This window comes from Streptomyces sp. BRA346, assembly GCF_052851135.1.
This window is the reverse complement of the sequence record NZ_JAIWIH010000032.1, coordinates 1-19265: the sequence shown is the minus strand read 5'-3', so window position 1 is coordinate 19265 and position 19265 is coordinate 1. Positions and strand designations below refer to the sequence as shown.

The 19265-nt window shown below is 72.2% G+C and carries 3 protein-coding genes and 3 pseudogenes; 5 read left to right on the top strand and 1 reads right to left on the bottom strand.

Annotated features, from left to right (window positions below):
* The first annotated feature begins 42 nt into the window (after positions 1-42).
* Both LCH29_RS31390 and LCH29_RS31385 read left to right on the top strand, forming a co-directional pair.
* A complete protein-coding gene (locus tag LCH29_RS31390; RefSeq protein WP_446465076.1) occupies positions 43-1359 on the top strand; it encodes an SGNH/GDSL hydrolase family protein in 1317 nt (438 codons plus the stop codon).
* A gap of 131 nt (positions 1360-1490) precedes the next feature.
* On the top strand, positions 1491-2774 hold the full coding sequence (locus tag LCH29_RS31385) for a hypothetical protein (RefSeq protein ID WP_446465075.1): 1284 nt from the start codon (positions 1491-1493) through the stop codon (positions 2772-2774).
* 21 nt (positions 2775-2795) lie between these two features.
* Here LCH29_RS31385 and LCH29_RS31380 read toward each other — a convergent pair.
* Positions 2796-2969, bottom strand: a pseudogene (locus LCH29_RS31380) (DNA-binding response regulator); the annotation flags it as partial.
* Here LCH29_RS31380 and LCH29_RS31375 point away from each other — a divergent pair.
* From LCH29_RS31375 to LCH29_RS31365, 3 genes and pseudogenes are all read left to right on the top strand, one after another.
* Positions 2912-3826, top strand: a pseudogene (locus tag LCH29_RS31375) (FtsX-like permease family protein); the annotation flags it as partial. The pseudogenes LCH29_RS31380 and LCH29_RS31375 overlap by 58 nt on opposite strands.
* Positions 3827-4116: 290 nt before the next feature.
* The gene (locus LCH29_RS31370; protein WP_446465074.1) at positions 4117-14112 is read left to right on the top strand and encodes an amino acid adenylation domain-containing protein; all 9996 of its coding nucleotides are present in this window, start codon (positions 4117-4119) and stop codon (positions 14110-14112) included.
* 14 nt (positions 14113-14126) lie between these two features.
* Positions 14127-19265 (top strand): annotated as a pseudogene (locus LCH29_RS31365) (amino acid adenylation domain-containing protein); the annotation flags it as partial.

The following is a 19265-nucleotide window of genomic DNA, read 5'->3' as shown; positions in this document are numbered from 1 at the left end:
GACGTTGCCGTGCGAGGAATTCTTCGAAGACTTGGTCCGCTCGTGGCGGTTCTCCTCACCGTGGCGCTGGTGTCCGTCGCCCAGGGAGCCGAGCGGAGCCGGGCGCGCACCGCGTCGGCCGAGGAGGGCGGCGGGCCGCGTCCGGGCGGCCACTGGGTGGGGACGTGGACGTCCATGCCGCAGCTGACCGAGCCGGACAACATGCCGCCCCCGCCGTACACCCAGGACGGCACGGTCTTCGCCGACAGCACCCTGCGGCAGACCGTGCACCTCTCGGTGGGCGGCCGCCGGTTGCGGCTCCGCTTCTCCAACGCCTTCGGCGGGGCACCCCTTCCCCTCTCCCGCGTCTCCGTGGCCCTTCCGGAGGGCGGCAGGGCCGGGGTGAGCGCGATCGAACCGGGCACCTCCCGGACCGTCACCTTCGACGGCCGCGCCGCCACCACGGTGCCGATGGGCGCCCTGATGGTGTCCGACCCGCTGGACTTCCGGCTGCCGCCGGGCGCGAACCTCACCGTGACCGTGTACCTGGCCACCGGACAGCAGTCGACCGCCATCACCTCCCACCCCGGCTCGCGCACCGCCTCCCACATGCTGCGTGGCGACCATGTCGACGCGACCGACCTCAAGGGCGCGGCCTCGGTCGAGCACTGGTACTTCCTCAGCGGCGTCGAGGTGTGGTCACCGGCGCGCGCCCGCGCCACCGCCGTGCTGGGCGACTCGCTCACCGACGGGCGGGGGTCCACCAGCAACCACAACGACCGCTGGACGGACCGGCTGATGGCCCGTCTGCGCGCCGACCACCGGACGGCCGACACCGCCGTGCTCAACCAGGCGGCGGGCGGAAACCGGATCCTCCAGGACGGTCTCGGCCCGAACGGGCTGGCCCGTCTGGACCGTGACATCCTGGCGCAGAGCGGCGTCACCTCGCTCGTCGTCTTCGAGGGCATCAACGACATCGGCACCGCCCCCGCCACCCCCGGCGCACAGCGGGACGTGGCCGACCGGCTCATCTCCGCCTACGGCCAGATCGTCGTGCGCGCCCACGCACAGGGGATCCGTGTCTACGGCGCCACCCTCACGCCCTTCGGCGGCAACACGCCCTACGACGACGCGGCGGGCCACCGCGAAGCGACCCGGCAGCGGATCAACGACTGGATACGGACCAGCGGCCGCTTCGACGCCGTCGTCGACCTGGACAGGGCGACACGGAACACGGCCGAGCCGAGCCGCCTGCGCCCGGACCTCGACACGGGCGACCACCTCCACCTCAACCCCGAGGGCTACCGCGTGATCGCCGACGCCTTTCCGCTGCGCCTCTTCCTGAACCGGCCCCTGCCAAGGGACTTCGGCCACCACTGACGCCACGCGCGGCGACCCCGCGTTCCTTGCTGTACCCCGTTCCTTCGCTTACGAATAGGCGGGGGGCTGCGCCGTCGGTGCAGAACGAACATCGGCGCAGAACGAACAAGCGGCGAATCAGGAGCATGCGCATGCAGAGCAACCGCACGGTCGAGGCCGGGGCGTCCGGAGAGCAAGGCCCGGTGTCGCGCCGGTGGTTCCTGGGCGTCTCCGGCGCGGCCCTCCTCACGGCGGGCTGCAAGGACACCGGCGGAAAGACCGAGGGCGCCGAGAACGCCGAGAACGCATCCGAGGGCCGGGCCGTCGTGCCGAGCGGCGCACTGGGGGCCAACTTCAACGAGGACCCCTCCACCATGGACTTCTCCATGCTGGAGGGCCTCTCCGCTGGCTGGCTGCGCGGGTTCGTGCCCATGCCGGACATCGACGAGACCCCCGCCCCGGAGCAGGACACCGTCAAGACGCTTCTGAGCGCGCACGACCAGGGGTACGGCACGGTCTTGTCGCTGAAGTTCCCCTACAACGGCCGCCCGATGCCCGCGGTGGACAGCGCGGACATGGACGACGAACTGGCGCGGGTGGACAAGGTGCTGGACGCCGCCATGGGCAAGGCGGACATCCTCGCGCTCGCCAATGAGCCCTTCATCGAGAGCCTGAAGAAGGACCACGACGACGGAACGCTCAACGTCTTCTACGAGAAGGTCGCGCAGCACGTCATCGCCTACCGCAAGAAGCACTTCGGGGAGCGCTGCCGGACACGGCTGTACATGGGCTCCCTCAACCACCTCGACAGGCCCGACTGGCGCACGCAGGCCACCGATCGCTGGATGGAGTTCACCCGGAAGACCCCGGAGATCGAGGGCGTGGACATCCACCCGCACGTTGCCGCCATCGAGGACTCGCAGAAGTACCTGGACTACATCCTTCCCAAGCTCCGCCGCGACCAGAAGTTCCTGGTCACGGAGTTCTCCCTGGTCCTGTGGTGGAAGGAGCACATGAGCGACACCATCCCCGCCGAGTTCGCCCGGCGCTACGAGCTGCCCGCGGACACCAAGGTGTGGCAGGTGATCAGGCAGGCGACCGAGCACCCCTTCACTCAGACGAAGTGGCACGACTTCCTGTCCATGAGCCCGTGGTACGAGACCCACAAGCACTTCCTGCGGAACCAGATCCAGAAGTTCCGTGACACGGGGCAGCTCGCCGTGGCCACCTACGGCGTGGCGCAGGCGCCGGCCATGGTGAAGGACTTCGGGCCCCGCAAGCCGCCGTGGCTGCTGAACAGCCTGTACTCCAACCTGACCGTCCAGGAAGGTGAGGGCGGAGAGCCCGCGCGGAGCTACGGCTTCTTCGACGACTTCCGCGCCCTCCAGCGCGCCGAGGACCGCCGCCCGGTGCGCACGGCCGAGACGACGACATGAGCCGCCGTTGAGGACACCGGGTCACGCCCGCAGATAGGCGAGCACCGCCAGCACTCTGCGATGGGTCGCGTCGGTCGGCGGAAGGTCCAGCTTGCCGGAGATGTTGCCGATGTGCTTGCCCACGGCAGCCTCGGACACAGCTGCGCGCGGTGCCCGGCGCCGAGGTGTCCGCGAGCGCGTCGAGCGCCGTCTCCGTCCTGGAGGACGGCGTGTCCCTCGTGACGTCCGGGGCCCGCGCCGTCGACCCCGGCCCGCTCACCGCCACCACCCGGCTGCCGGTCGAAGCCGGTGAGGCCGCTGATCTCGACGACGACTCCCTCATCGTCAACGGCGAGTGGCAGCAGCACACCGTGGGCCGACGCGTCCAGGTGTGGCTGGGCGACGGCACCAGGAAGCGGCTGCGCATCGCCGCGGTGATGGCCACCGGCACCGGCGGCAACGGCGTCTACGTCACCCCGCGCAACGCCCCGGGCGCCACCGTCGACCGGGTCGACGTCGCCCTCGCCGACGGCGCCGACGCGAGCGCCGTGGCCACCGCGCTGAGGAAGGCGGTGCACACCGCGGGCGGGCGGCTCCTCACCAAGGACCAGTGGGTCAGGGCGAGTTACCCCGAGACGAAGGACATGACCCGGATCGGCCTGCTGCTGGTCCTCGGCATCGCCCTCCTCTACGCCGGCATCTCCCTGGCCAACACCATGGCCATGGCCACCTCCGACCGCGTCCGCGACCTGGCCACCCTGCGCCTGGCCGGGGCCACCCCGGGGCAGATCCTGCGGCTGGTCGGCGCCGAGGCGCTGATGGTGGTCGTGGTCGGCGCGGTCCTCGGTGTCCTCGTCGCCGGGCTCAACCTGATGGGCATGGCAGGCGCCCTACACCTGGTGTCGGCGCCGACCACGATCCGGATCCCCTGGACGGCCATCGGCGCGGCCACGGGCGCGTGCGCGATGCTCGCCATGGTCTCGTCCGTCGCCCCCGCCGCGCTCGCCCTGCGCAGGCCGACCGCCCCGAAAGCGCTTTTCCCACGGACCGGATCTCGTCGCCGTGGCGGCTGAACCGAATACCCGCCAGTTTATTACGGCGGCTCTGAACGAGCGCTGAATGCACGCTGAGCAAAAGGCCTGACCTCCTATACATCCGCCCTGAGCGTCGATCATGATGATTCAACCTTCATCGGCGGGACGGCGACACCGGAAGGCACCGTCCAACTGAATTCCGCTGCCAGGTTTTGCCATTGCGGATATGCGTCCCTCATGAGGAGCCCATTGCCAAGGCGCCGCGCCGGGTGCGGCCCAGTGGCCGGAAACGCGTATCCGGAATCGCAATCAGGATGGGGAGATCCACTGTGACGCCGACTCGTGACCTGTTCTATCCGGACTTTCCGACGCTGGTCGACGCCGTGCGGTGGTGGGCGGAACAACGCCCCGAACACGTCGCCCTGGCGTTCCTGCCGGACGGCGAGCGGGAGCAGGCGCGGCTGACGTACGCCGACATCGACCGGGCCGCGCGCCGGACCGCGGCGGGACTGCGTCAACTGGCCGCGCCCGGCGACCGGGTGCTGCTGTGCTGCTCGTCCAGCCCGGACTTCGTGGCGTCCTTCCTGGGCTGCCTCTACGCCGGGATCATCGCGGTCCCGGTGCCCGCGCCCGGAACCACCCGGCACGTCGACCGGCTGTCCGGGATCGTCGCCGACTCGGGCGCGACCCTCGTCCTCGCCGACGCCGACACGTTCGGCCGGTTCGAGGTCCGGCCGGGCGAACCGTTCATGGGCATCCGCTGGGCGACCGTACCGGACTTGCAGGCCGCCGCCGAGGGCACCGCCGCGGAGTGGAACGCGCCACCGCCCGAGCCCGGCGGTATCGCGTTCCTCCAGTACACCTCCGGTTCGACGAGCACCCCGAAGGGTGTCGTCGTCAGCCACCGCAACCTGGCCGTGAACATCGCGATGATGGCCCGGTCGTCGGGCATGCACCCGGGCACCCGGATCGTCAGCTGGCTGCCGATCCACCACGACATGGGCCTGATCGGGGCGCTGCTGCTGCCGCTGTGGCAGGGGCTCTTCGCGGCCCTGATGCCACCGGCGGCCTTCATCCGCGACCCGATGCGCTGGCTGCGTGCGATCTCCCGGTACCGGGCCACCTTGGTCCACGGGCCGAACTTCGCGTACGAGCTGTGCTGTAGCCGGGCGAGCGGCAAGGATCTCACCGGACTCGACCTGTCCAGCCTGGAGACGGTCGTCAACGCCGCCGAGCCGGTCCGGCCCGCGACGCTGGAGCGTTTCAGCCACCAGTTCGCCCCCGCCGGGTTCCGCCGGTCGTCGTTCTATCCGTCGTACGGCCTGGCCGAAGCGACCCTCGTCGCCTCGGGCGGCTATCTGGGCGCCGAGCCGGGGATCACCGTCGACGCGGACGCGTTCGAACAGGACCGCGTGGTCGACGCCGCGAGCGGGGCGCCGGGCCGGACCGTGGTGAACTGCGGCCGCCCGTCGCTCGGGTTCACCGTGGCCATCGTCGACCCGGAGACGCTCCGCGCATGCGGCCCCGACGAGGTGGGCGAGATCTGGCTCGCCGGTGAGAGCGTCGCCCTCGGCTACTGGAACAACCCGGAGGCGACCGCCTCGGAGTTCGGCGTGCAGCTGCCGTCCCGGCCCGGCCACGCCTTCCTGCGCACCGGCGATCTGGGCTTTCTGCGCGACGGCGAGCTGTATGTGACCGGCCGGTTGAAGGACCTCATCATCGTGGCCGGCCGCAACCACTATCCGCAGGACGTCGAGTCGACGGTCGAGGAGCATCCGGCGATCCGGACCAGCAACAGCATCGCCTTCGCGCTCCCCGGCGACGACACGCTCTCTGACGGCGACACGCTCTCCGGTGGCGACGGCGAACAGCTCGGCGTCGTCGCCGAGGTGCGGGGCAGCCAACTGCGCGGCGACCTGACCACGGTGGCCGAGGAGCTGGCCGCGGCCATCTGGGACGCACACGAGCTGCGCGTGCGCGAGGTCGCCCTGATCCGGCCGGGCGCGCTGCCGAAGACGTCGAGCGGCAAGCTGCGCCGCCGGTACACCCGCGAGCTGCTGCGCGGCAACGAGCTGAAGGCCGTGCTGCGCTGGCCGGAGGCGGCCGCCCCGGTGGACGGCGGCCCGGACACGTCGCTGCGGCTGCGGCTGGAGCACCTGCCCGACGCGGACCGCGGCCCCCTGCTGCGGGAGGCGGTCACCGGTGAGCTGGCCACCGTACTCGGCAGGTCGGCCACCGACGGCGTGACGCCCGACCGCCCGCTGCGCGACCTCGGGCTCGACTCCCTCCAGGCGGTACGGCTCCAGCGGCGCCTGGCCGACGCCACCGGGCTCGCCCTGCCACCCACCCTGTTGTACGACCACACCACCCCGGCGGAGGTCGCGGAGTACCTCGGCATGGCGTGGAACGTCGCCGAGCTGATGTCCGCGGCCGAGCAGGCGGGCGCCCGGCTGCGGCTGGACGGCGACGGGCCGGACGGCGACCGGCTGGTGGTCGACGCGCCGCCCGGCGGGCTGACCGGCGCACTGCGGTCCGCCATCGACCGGTACGAGACCGAGCTGATCGCGGCGCTGCGGCACGGCGAGACGGACACGCCGATCCTCCCGGCCGACGCCGACCCGGCGGACGACGGCGACCCCCTGTCCGTCGGCCAGGCCGGGCTGTGGCTGATCGAGCGGTCCCTCGGCGCGAGCGCGCTGTACCACGTGCACTTCCGGCTGCGCTGGACCGGCCCGCTGGACCGGGACGTCCTGGCCTCCTGCCTGCGCGGCGTCGTCGCCCGCCACGCCGCCCTGCGCACCCGGTTCACCGACCGGGACGGGACGCCGCGGGCGCTGGTGTCCCCCGATACGGACGTCGAGCTGGGCCACCTCGACCTGCGCGGCCGCCCGGACGCCGACGCCGCCGCGGACAGCGCCATCGCGGACCAGCAGCGGACGGCGTTCGACCTGAGCACCGGTCCGCTGCTGCGCGCACTCGTCATCACCCGGTCGGACCACGATCACCTCATCTCGGTGACCCAGCACCACATCATCACCGACGGCTGGTCGATCGGCCTGCTGCTCACCGAGCTGCTGGAGGACTACCGCGCGGCCGCCCTCGGCGAGCCGCTCCACCGGCCGGTCCAGGCGCTCCAGTACGCCGACTACGCGCGCTGGCAGCAGAGCCGCCGCGACACCCCCGCGTACCGGCGGACGCTGGACTGGTGGGACACCCACCTCGACCAGCTCGAACCGCTGCCACTCGGCGGCAGCGGGCCCCGGCCGTCCGCGGCGGCCCCGAGCCGCCACGGCGCCACCGAATCCTTCGAACTGCCCGCCGAACACGCCGACGCCCTGCGGGACGTGGCCAAGGCCTGCGACACCACCCTCTACACCGTCCTGCTCGCCGCCTGGGCCGCCGTGCTGCAACGGCACACCGGCCGGGACGACTTCGCCATCGGCACCATCACCAGCGGCCGGGCCCGGGCCGAACTCCAGCAGATGGTGGGCTTCTTCTCCAACACCGTCGTGCTGCGCTGCGACCTGTCCGGCGATCCGGCCGCCACCGAGCTGATCGGCCGCCTCGGCGCCGAGACGGCGGCCGCGTTCGCCCACGAGGTGCCGTTCGCCGACGTGGTGGTCGCGGCCGGGGCGGCCGGTGGCAGCGATCTGAACCCCCTCGTGCAGGCCGCCTTCATCTTCGAGAACGCGCAGCTGACCCCGGGCGCCGAGGCGGACCTGCTGTCCGGGCTCGACGCGCGGGTGGCCCTGGAGGGGCGTATCGACGCGGCCGTCGAGGGCACGGCCAAGTTCGACCTGTCGCTGGTCGTCTCCGAATCCGGGGCCGGGCTGACCGGCCTCTTCGAGTACGCGACCAGCGCCTTCGACCCCGCCGACATGGTGCGGCTCCGCGACCACTTCCTGACCCTGCTGCGCAGCCTCACCGACCGTCCCGGCGATCCGATCTCCCGCCTCGACCTGGTCGGCGACGCCGAACGCCGCGAGCTGACCGGCAACTTCTCCGGCGCCCGGCTGGACTTCCCCCGGGAGCTGTGCCTGCACGAGCTGTTCGAGGCGCAGGCCCGGCGGACACCGGACCAGGTGGCGGCGGTCGAGGGCGAGCGCACCGTCACGTACGCCGAGCTGGACGCGTGGGCGGAGCACCTGGCCGGGCTGCTCGGCACCGGTGGCCTGCGGGCCGGGGAGAACGTCGGCGTGGCGCTGCACCGGTCGCTCGAGCTGATCGCCGCCGAGCTGGCCGTCCTGAAGGCCGGGGGGACGGTCGTCCCGCTGGACCCGGACCTCCCCGCCGACCGGCTCACGTTCCTGCTCACCGACAGCGCCTCCCGGTTCGTGCTGAGCGACAGCGGGACGACCCTGCCACCGGCCGTCGGAGCCGGCGTCGGAGTCGGCCGGATCGACGCCGACCGGGAGCGCACGGGTGGCGCCCGGGCGGTCCCGGCGCGCGGCATCGGCAGCGAATCGGGGGCGTACGTGCTGTACACCTCCGGGTCCACCGGCGCCCCGAAGGGCGTGCTGCTGCCGCACCGCGCGATCGTCCGGCTCGTGGTCAGCGGTGGACTGGTGCCGTTGGACGCGGACACCCGCTCGGCGTTCGCGTCCAGCCCGAGCTTCGACGTGGCGACCCTCGAAATGTGGGGACCGCTGCTGTGCGGCGGCCAGGTCGCCGTGATCAGCCGGGACGAGGTGCTCGACCCGCGGCGCTTCGGCGCGGCGCTCACCCGCCACGGCGTCAATCTGCTGTGGCTCACCGCCGGGCTGTTCAACGAGTACGCCGACCAGCTCACGGAGCAGTTCGGCGCGCTGCGCCACCTGGTCGTCGGCGGCGACGCGCTCACCCCCGACGTGGTCGCCGGGGTGCTGCGGTCGAACCGCCCGCCGCGGCACCTGGTCAACGGGTACGGGCCCACGGAGAGCACCTTCGCCGCCTCGTACGAGGTGCCGGAGGCGCCCGACGGATGGCGCAGCATCCCGATCGGCCGCCCGCTGCCCAACACCCGGATCTACCTGCTGGACGGGCACGGCCGCCCGGTCCCGGTCGGTGTCACGGGCGAGCTGTATCTCGGCGGGGAGGGCCTGGCGCACGGCTACCTCAACCAGCCGGGGCTGACCGCGCAACGGTTCCTGCCGAACCCGTACGCCGACCGGCCCGGCGCCCGCATGTACCGCACCGGGGACCTCGGCCGGTGGCTGCCGGACGGCACGATCGAGTTCCTCGGGCGCAACGACTTCCAGGTGAAGGTCCGCGGCTTCCGGGTCGAACTCGGCGAGATCGAGGCCCGGCTGCGCGAGCATCCGGCAGTCGGCCGGGCCGCCGTCCTCGCCCGGGAGGACTCCCCCGGCGCCAAGCGCCTGGTGGCCTACTACGTCCCCGCCACGGCCGACGCTCCCGACGCTCCCGACGCTCCCGACGCGGAGGAACTGCGCGGCCACCTGGCGCGCACACTGCCGCCGTACATGGTCCCGGCCGCGTTCGTCCGGCTGGACCGCCTGCCGCTCACCCCCACCGGCAAGATCGCCCGGCGGTCGCTGCCCGCCCCGGCCGACGATGCCCTGGTCACCCGCGCCTACACGGCGCCGCAAGGAGAGCTGGAGCAGCGGCTGGCCGACGTGTGGGCCGAGTTGCTCGGCGTCGACCGGGTCGGCCGCGGCGACAACTTCTTCGACCTCGGCGGCCACTCCCTGCTGGCCACCCAGGTCATGTCCCGGCTGCGGCAGGCGTTCGGGGTGGACGTGGCGGTCTCCGCGCTGTTCGCCCGGCCGGTGCTGGCCGACTTCGCGACCGAGGTGGCCGCCGCGGCGGCCACCGGCCCGGACCACGCACCGGCCCCCGATGACGGAAACCTGGTGCCGCTGACCCAGACCCGGATGTGGTTCATCGCCCAGCTGCCCGGCGGCAGCGAGGCCTACCACATGCCCACCGGCCTGGACCTCCGCGGACGGCTGGACCGTCAGGCCCTGCGGTCCGCGCTGGACACCATCGTCGCCCGGCATGACGCGTTGCGCGCCGTGTTCGCCGTGGACGGGGACGGACAGCCGGTCCAGCGGGTCGTACCCGCCGCCGACGTCCGGTTCGACCTGCTCGAACAGCACGCCGTCGATGACACCGAGCTGACCCGGCTGGCCCAGGAGGAGGCCCGCAAGCCGTTCGACCTCACGGTCGGGCCGCTGGTGCGCGGCCGGTTGATCGCGCACGGCGAGGACCGGCATACGCTGCTGATCACCATGCACCACATCGTCTCCGACGGGTGGTCGGTGCACATCTTCCTCCGGGAGCTGGCCGCGCTCTACGGTCCCCTGGCCCGGGGCCGGGCCCCCGAGCTGCCGGAACTCGCCATGCAGTACCGCGACTACGCCGCCTGGCAGGCCGCCCAGGTGTCCGAGGAGCAGCGGGAGCAGCAGCGCTCCTACTGGCAGGAGCTGCTGGCCGGATCACCCGCCGCGCTGCGGCTCCCCCTGGACCGGCCCCGCCCGGCGCACCAGGACCGGTCCGGTGATGTCGTGCCGATCGACATACCGCCCGAGTTGGCGCGACGGCTGAACGAGCTGGCCCGTCGGCACGACACGACGCTGTTCATGACGCTCCTGTCGAGCTGGGCGCTGCTGCTGTCCCGGCTCGGCGGGGACGAGGACCTGGTGATCGGCATCCCGTCCGCGTCCCGGCGCCGCCCGGAGGCCGAGGCCCTGATCGGGTTCTTCGTCAACACCCTCCCCATCCGGGTCGACCTCACCGGCCTGCCGGACGTCGGTGAGCTGCTGGGCCGGGTGACGCGGCGGGTGCTCGACGCGATGGCGCACCAGGACGTCCACTTCGAAGAGATCGTGGACCTGGCCAACCCGGTACGCAGCGCCGCGCACGACCCGCTCACCCAGGTGCTGTTCGCCTGGCTCCCGGACCTGGGCCCGATTCCCCAGCTCAGCGGGGTGAACACCGACCTCATGCCGACCGCGTCGTACGGCACCTCCCGGGTCGACCTGATGCTGTCGCTGCGGGAGGGCGGCGACACGCTCGGCGGCTGGCTGGAGTACGCCACCGCGCTGTTCGACCGCGCCACCGCCGAGCGCATGGTGCGCTGCTATCTCGAACTCCTCCAGTCCATGGTGGACCACGCCGAGGCCCCGGTGGCACGGCTGCCCATCCTGCCGGCCGACGAGTATGAGACCGTCGTCGACACCTTCAACCCCGCCGATTCGTCAGCCGATCCCGAGCACTGCCTGCACGAGACCTTCGAGGCACAGGCCGCGGCAACGCCGGATGCGGTCGCGGTCGTCCACCGCGATACGCAGGTCACCTACCGGGAGCTGAACGAGCAGGCGAACCGGATCGCGCACCGGCTGCGCGCAGAGGGCGTGAGCCCTGGTGCACGGGTCGGGATCTGCGCCGAGCGGGGCGTGGGACTGCTGGCGGCGGTCGTCGGTGTGCTGAAGGCCGGTGGCGCGTATGTGCCGCTGGACCCGTCGTACCCCGCCGAGCGTGTGGCGTTCATGCTCACCGACGCGAAGCCGATGGTGGTCCTGACAGACGGCGCCGAACCGGCCGCCCTGATCCAGGCCACCGCCCCGGAGGACACCGTGGTGTGGGACCTGACCACGGACTTCACGAACGCACCGGTCGGCAACGTCCCCGTGGCGGTCTCCCCCTCCGACGTCGCCTACGTCATCTACACCTCGGGATCCACCGGCACCCCCAAGGGCGTACTGGTGGAGCACCGCCAGGTGGCCCGCCTGTTCACCGCAACGGACGACTGGTTCGGCTTCGGCCCCTCCGACGTATGGGCGCTGTGCCACTCCTACGCCTTCGACTTCTCGGTATGGGAGATCTGGGGCGCCCTCCTCCACGGCGGCCAACTGGTGGTCGTGCCGAGCGATGTGGTGCGCGCACCGGATGAGCTCTGGCGACTGGTGTGCTCGGCCGGAGTCACCGTCCTCTGCCAGACCCCGGGAGCCTTCACGCGCCTCACCGACGCCCGCCTCCGTGCTCCCGACACCGAAGACCGGCTCCGCTTCGTCATCTTCGGCGGCGAGGCACTGGAAGTCGCCGCGCTGCGGCCATGGTTCGACGCCACGGCAGGCGGCGGGCCGACCTTGGTGAACATGTACGGGATCACCGAAACCACCGTCCATGTGACCTGGCAGCCAATCCAGCCCGACATGGCCGGTGGCCTGGGCGGTTCCCTCATCGGCCAGCCCATCCCCGACCTGCGGGTCTACGTGGTCGACAGCCACGGCCGCCCGGCACCGGTGGGTGTCGTCGGTGAGCTGATGGTCGGTGGCCGCGGCGTAACGCGCGGCTACCTCGGACGCCCTGGGCTGACCGCCGAACGGTTCGTACCGAACTGGCTGACCGGAGACGGGTCCCGGCTGTACCGCACCGGAGACCTGGGCCGGTGGCTGCCCGACGGCACGCTGGAGTTCATGGGCCGTAACGACTTCCAGGTCAAGGTCCGCGGCTACCGCATCGAACTCGGCGAGATCGAAGCCCGGCTCCTCGACCACGACGCCGTCCGGGAGGCAGTGGTCGTGGCCCGCGAGGACGTACCCGGGGACAAGCGGCTGGTCGCGTACCTCGGGGTGCAGCAGCACAGCGGTGCCTACCAGGACGACGAGGAATCGGCCGAGCAGCTGGAACACTGGCGGCAGGTCTTCGACGTGACGTACGACGACGTCGTCACCGACGACATGCCGGACACCGCCCCCGCCCCCGTCGATCCCACCTTCGACATCCGCGGCTGGAACAGCAGCTACACGCGCGAACCGATCCCCGCCGAGCAGATGCGCGAGTGGGTCGACCACACCGCGGACCTGATCCTCGCCACCCGCCCCGAATCGGTGCTCGACATCGGCTGCGGCACCGGCCTGACCGTGTTCGCCGCGGGACCGCGGGTGCGGACGTACTGGGGCACCGACCTGTCCGCGGTGGCCGTCCGCAACCTCCGCCGCGCCGTCGCCGAGTCCGAGCTGCCGCCGGGCCGGGTCACGCTCTTCGAGAGCGCGGCCGACGATCTGGACCGGGTGCTGCCCGCGCAGACCTTCGACGTGGCCGTTCTCAACTCGGTCGTGCAGTACTTCCCGGACGAGCAGTATCTGCTCGCGGTCATCGAGGCCGCGGTACGCCGCCTCGCCCCGGGCGGGACCCTCGTCGTCGGCGATGTCCGCAGCCTGCCGATGCTCCGCACCTTCCACACCACGGTCCAGGCCGCCGCGGCGTCGCCGGACACTCCGGCCGACCAGTTGCGGGCGCGCATCGACCGGGCCGTCGCCGACGACGAGGAGCTGGTCATCGACCCGCACCTCTTCACCACGCTGCCCACGCGGATCCCGGACATCGCCACGGTCCGGGTCACGCCGAGGCGCGGGCGGCACGACAACGAGATGACCACCTTCCGGTACGACGTCCAGCTCACCAAGAGCGGCGGCCCGGCTCCCGAGGCGCCGGCACCCGACACCGTGGACTGGCTCGACTGGCAGGGTGAGAACCTCACCGTCGACGGCCTCCGGAAGGAGCTGGCCTCCGACCGGCCCGATCTGCTCGCCGTCCACGCGATCCCGAACGCGCGGCTGCGACCGTACGCCGGACTGCTGGAGCAACCGCCCGCCGAGCCCGCGGTCGACCCGGAGGATCTGATCCGCCTCGGGGCCGACACCGGATACCGGATCGACCTGGACTTCGCCGAACACGGCGAACACGGCGAGCTGCGGCTCGTGGCGCGGCGATGCGACGAGACCGGGGAACCGGTCGTGGGGCTCCCGGCCACGGGCGGCCCGGGGGCGGGGCTCCCGGCCGGGGACCCGATGTGGTCCGCCTTCGTGAACAGCTCGCTGCGGCGGACCACCCGCCGACTGGTGACGTCGCTGCGATCCCGGCTCGACGCCCACCTCCCCGGCTACATGCTGCCGTCGGCGTACGTCTTCCTCGACGAGATGCCCCTGACCCCGAACGGCAAGGTCGACCGCCGCGCGCTGCCCGCGCCCGGCGCGACCGCCACCTCCGGGCAGCGGTACGAGGCCCCGGACGGACCGGTGGAGACCACCCTCGCCGGGCTGTGGGCCGACCTCCTGCGCCTCGACCAGGTCGGCCGCCACGACAACTTCTTCGAACTCGGCGGTAATTCCCTGCTGGCCGTGTCGCTGGTGGAACGGATGCACGCGGCGGACCTGCCGGGCGACGTCCGAACCGTGTTCACCGCCCCGACCGTGGCCGGGATGGCCGACGCGATCGCCGAGCTGGAGCCCGGCACGGACGACGCGGCCGTCATCCCTCCCAACCTCATCCCTGACCTGCCCGGCGATGATCCCGACACCGAGCTGGAGTTCACGCTATGACCGTCGACGAGTTGCTGTCCCGGCTCACCGGCCTGCCCATCCGGCTCCGTCGCAAAGGCGACGAACTGGCGGTCAGGGCGCCGGAGGGGGCGTTGGACCCGGAGCTGGTCCGCGGATTGCGCGCGCACAAGGCCGAACTGCTCGACAGGCTCGCGCTGAGCGAATCGGAGTGGTGGACCCCGCCGGCCCGGATCACCCCGGAGATGCTGCCGCTGGTCGAGCTGTCCCAGGAGCAGATCGACACGGTGGCCGCCTCGGTGCCGGGTGGCGCGGGCAACGTGCAGGACATCTACCCGCTCGGTCCGCTCCAGGAAGGCATCTTCTTCCACCACCTGATGGACGGCGAGGGCGACCCCTACCTCGGGTGGGGCATGTTCGGCGCGGACTCCCGTGCCGATGTGGACCGGTTCGTCGCGGCACTGCAAACCGTGGTGGACCGGCACGACATCCTGCGGACCGCGGTGGCCTGGGAAGGGTTGCCGCAGCCGGTGCAGGTGGTCTGGCGGCGCGCCGACCTCCCCGTCGAAGAGGTCACCTTCGACGCGGAGCACGAGGCGGGGCACGAGGCGGGGCACGGCGCGGGGCTCGACGCGGCTGAGCAGTTGCGGTCCCGGTTCGATCCGGCCGGGTTCCGGCTGGACCTGCGCACCGCACCGCTGCTGCGGGTGGTGACCGGGTACGACGCGGCGAGCGAGCGGTGGCTACTGCTGGTGCTGATGCATCACCTGGTCGGCGACAACGCCACGTGGAACGTCCTCCAGCAGGAGATCTCGTCCGTCCTCGCCGGGCACGCGGACGCGCTGCCGGAACCGGTGCCGTACCGCAACGTGGTGGCCCAGGCTGCACGGGGCATGACGCGTGAGGAGCACGAGGAGTTCTTCACCGGGCTGCTGGGCGACGTGGACGAGCCGACCGCGCCGTTCGGCCTGACCGATGTGCACCACGGCACCACCATCGCCGAATCGCGGATGCCGCTCGACCCGGCCCTGGCCGCCGCGGTGCGGGAACAGGCCCGGCGGGCGGGCGTCTCCACGGCGAGCCTGTGCCACCTGGCCTGGGGCCTGGTGCTGTCCCGGCTCACCGGCAGGACGGACGTCGTGTTCGGCTCGGTGCTGCTGGGCCGGACGCAGGGCGGTGTCGGCAACGGCGTCGGCCTGTTCATCAACACCCTGCCCGTGAAGGTCGAGGTGGGTTCCCGGGGCGCGTTGGACGCCGTCCGCGACACCCATGGGGTGCTGGCCGAGGTGCTGCGCCACGAGCATGCGCCGCTGGTGGTGGCCCAGCGGTGCAGCCAGGTCCCCGCCGGGCTGCCGCTGTTCACCACCCTGCTCAACTACCGGCACAGCGCCCCGGCGGACCCGGCCACATCCTCGGGCACGGCCGGAGCGCCGATGTCCGGGTTCGAGGTGCTGCACAGCGCGGAGCGCACCAACTACCCCGTCATGGTGGCGATTGACGACCTGGGCGCGGCGGGCTTCGCGATCACCACCCAGGTCGACCAGCTGGTGGACCCGGCGCGGGTGAACGCCCTGCTGGTGGCCGCCTTGCGGGAGCTGACCGGAACGTTGGCGGCCGACCCGGGGGCGCCGGTGGCGGGCCTCGAGGTGCTGCCCGCGGCGGAACGGGCGCTGCTGGTCGAGGAGTTCAACGCCACCGCGCTGCCGCTCCAGACGGATGCGTGCGTGCACGAAGCGTTCCAGGCGCAAGCGTCGGCGACCCCGGAGGCCGTGGCCGTCGTCCACGACGGTGCGCAGGTCACGTACCGGGAACTCAACGCGATGGCCAACCGGATCGCCCACCGGCTCCGGTCGGCGGACGTCGGCCCGGATGTGCGGGTGGCACTGTGCGCTCGACGGGGCGTCCGGATGCTCGCCGCGATGCTGGGTGTGCTCAAGGCGGGCGGTGCGTATGTGCCGCTGGACCCGTCGTTCCCGGCCGAGCGGCTGGCGTTCATGCTCGCCGACGCCCGGCCCGGGGTGGTCCTGACCGACGGAACCACCCTGGCCGCGGACGGCGTACCGGTCCTCGACCTGGCCACCGACTTCGCCGACGAACCCGACACCGACCTGCCCGGCGTCGCCTCGGCAGCGGACGTTGCGTACGTCCTCTACACCTCCGGCTCGACCGGTGTCCCCAAGGGCGTCGTGGTCGAGCACGGCGCGCTGACGAACTTCCTGGCGGGCATGCGGCACCTGGTCCCGCTCGGATCCGCGGACGCGCTGCTCGCGGTGACGACGGTGGCGTTCGACATCGCGGCGCTGGAGCTGTATCTGCCGCTGATGAGCGGGGCGCGGGTGGTGATCGCGTCCGAGGAGACGATCGCGCAGCCCTCGGCCCTGATCGAGCTGATACGCCGCGCCGGTGTGTCGGTGGCACAGGCCACGCCGTCGATGTGGCGCATGCTCGCCTCGCACGATCCGGACGGGATCCGCGGGCTGCGCATGCTGGTCGGCGGAGAGGCACTGCCCGCGCCGCTGGCCGACCAGATGCGGGACGTCGGCGACGACGTCCTGAATGTGTACGGCCCGACCGAGACGACGATCTGGTCGACCGCCGCGGCGCTGACCGACCGCGACGACACCGCGATCGGCAGCCCGATCCTCAACACCCGGGTGTACGTGGTGGACGGCTACGGGCGTCCGGTGCCGGTGGGGGTCGTCGGTGAGCTGTTCATCGGTGGTCTCGGTGTGGCCCGGGGCTACCTGGGTCGACCGGGGCTGACGGGTGAGCGGTTCGTACCGGACTGGCTGACCGGGGACGGCTCCCGGCTGTACCGGACCGGGGACCTGGTGCGGTGGCTGCCGGACGGCACGCTGGAGTACGTCGGCCGCAACGACTACCAGGTCAAGGTCCGCGGCTATCGCATCGAACTCGGTGAGATCGAGGCCCGTCTCCTCACGCTCGATGGTGTGCGGGAGGCCGTCGTGGTGGCCCGCGACGATCGCCTCGACGCCTACTACGCGGCCGACACCGGCATCGACGCCGGAACCCTGCGCGACGCACTGGGCAAGGTGCTGCCGTCGTACATGGTGCCGTCGGCCTTCGTGGCACTGGACGCGCTCCCGCTGACCCCGAACGGCAAGGTGGACCGCGCCGCGCTGCCCGCGCCGGATGGCGGCGCGGTGGTGGCGCGTGGCTACCGCGCCCCGGTGGGCGTGGTGGAAGAGGTGCTGGCCGCGATCTGGGCGGACCTGCTGGGCGTGGAGCGGGTCGGCCGCGACGACGACTTCTTCGAGCTGGGCGGGCACTCGCTGCTGGCGGTCTCCCTGGTCGAGCGGATGCGGGAAGCCGAGCTGTCGTGTGACGTGCGGGTCGTCTTCACCAGCCGGACCATCGCCGAACTGGCGGCGGCGGTCACGGCTGGTGCGGCGGGTGGTGGCACGAACCTGGCGGTGCCGCCGAACGCGGTTCCGGCAGACTCCGATGTCATCACGCCGGAGATGCTGCCGCTGGTCGAACTGAGCGAAGAGCAGATCGCCCGGGTGGTCGCCTCGGTCCCGGGTGGCGCGAGCAACGTGGCGGACATCTACCCGCTCGGGCCGCTCCAGGAGGGCATCTTCTTCCACCACCTGATGGGTGGCGAGGGCGACGCCTATCTGCTGTCGAGCGTGTCCGCGGTGCCCTCGCGGGAGTGGGTCGACGAGTTCGCCGGCGCGCTCCGGACCGTAGTGGATCGGCACGACATCCTGCGGACGTCGGTGGTGTGGGAGGGTCTCCCGCAGCCCGTCCAGGTGGTGTGGCGGCGGGCCGAGCTGCCGGTCGAGGAGGTGACGCTCGACGGCGACGGCGACGCGGCTGCTCAGCTGCTCGCGCGTTACGACCCGCGCCGCTACCGGCTGGATCTGGGCGCGGCGCCGCTGCTGCGCGTGGTCACGGCGTACGACGCGGCGCAGGACAGGTGGCTACTGCTGGTGCTGATGCACCACCTGGTGGGCGACCACACGACGCTGGGAGTGGTGCAGGAGGAGATCGGGGCGCTGCTGACCAGTCGTGCCGACGCGCTGCCGACGCCCGTGCCGTATCGCAACGTGGTGGCCCAGGCGGTGCTGGGCACCAGTCGTGAGGAACACGAGGAGTTCTTCCGCGCGTTGCTCGGCGAGGTGGACGAGCCGACCGCACCGTACGGTGTGCTGGACGTCCGCGGTGACGGTACCGGCATCGCGGAGGCACGCGTCGACGTGGACGCCGCGCTGGCCCGGACGGTCCGGGAGCAGGCCCGCCGCGCGGGCGTGTCCCCCGCGAGCCTGAGCCACCTGGCGTGGAGCCTGGTGCTGTCCCGGCTGACCGGCCGCGCGGATGTGGTGTTCGGTACGGTGCTGTTCGGGCGCACGCAGGCCGGAGCCGGTGCGGAACGCGGCCTCGGGCTGTTCATCAACACCCTGCCGGTACGCATCGACGTGACCGGGCGCGGCGTCCTGGACGCTGCCCGGGACACCCAGCGGTTGCTCGCCGATGTGCTGCGCCACGAGCACGCCCCGCTGGTGCTCGCCCAGGGGTGCAGCCAGGTCCCGGCGGGGCTTCCGCTGTTCACCAGCCTCTTCAACTACCGGCACAACACCCCGGCGGACCCGGATGCGACGGGCGCGGCGATTCCCGGGGTCGAGGTGCTGCACAGCGAGGAGCGCACCAACTACCCGGTCGTGGTGTCGGTCGATGACGCAGGTACGGGGTTCTCGATCACTGCTCAGGTCGATGACCGGCTCGACCCGGAGCGCGTGTGCGGACTGCTCCTGAACGCCATCCAGGAGATCAGCCAGGCCTTGGAGACGGCGCCCGATGCGCCGGTCGCCGAGGTGGAGGTGCTGCCGGAGGCGGAGCGGGCGCTCGTCGTGGAGGGCTTCAACGCCACGCAGACGCCACTCGACCGGACCGCGCGGGTGCACGGGCTGTTCGAAGCACGCGCGAAGGCGACACCGGACGCGGTGGCGGTCGTCCACGGCGATACGCAGCTCACCTACCGGGACCTGAACGCGAACGCCAACCAGATCGCCCACCGCCTGCGGTCTGTCGGGGTGGGCCCGGACGTACGGGTCGGCATCTGCGCCCGCCGCGGGGTGCCGCTGCTGGCGGCGATGCTGGGCGTGCTCAAGGCGGGCGGCGCGTACGTACCGCTGGACCCGTCGTATCCGGCGGAGCGGCTGGCGTTCATGCTC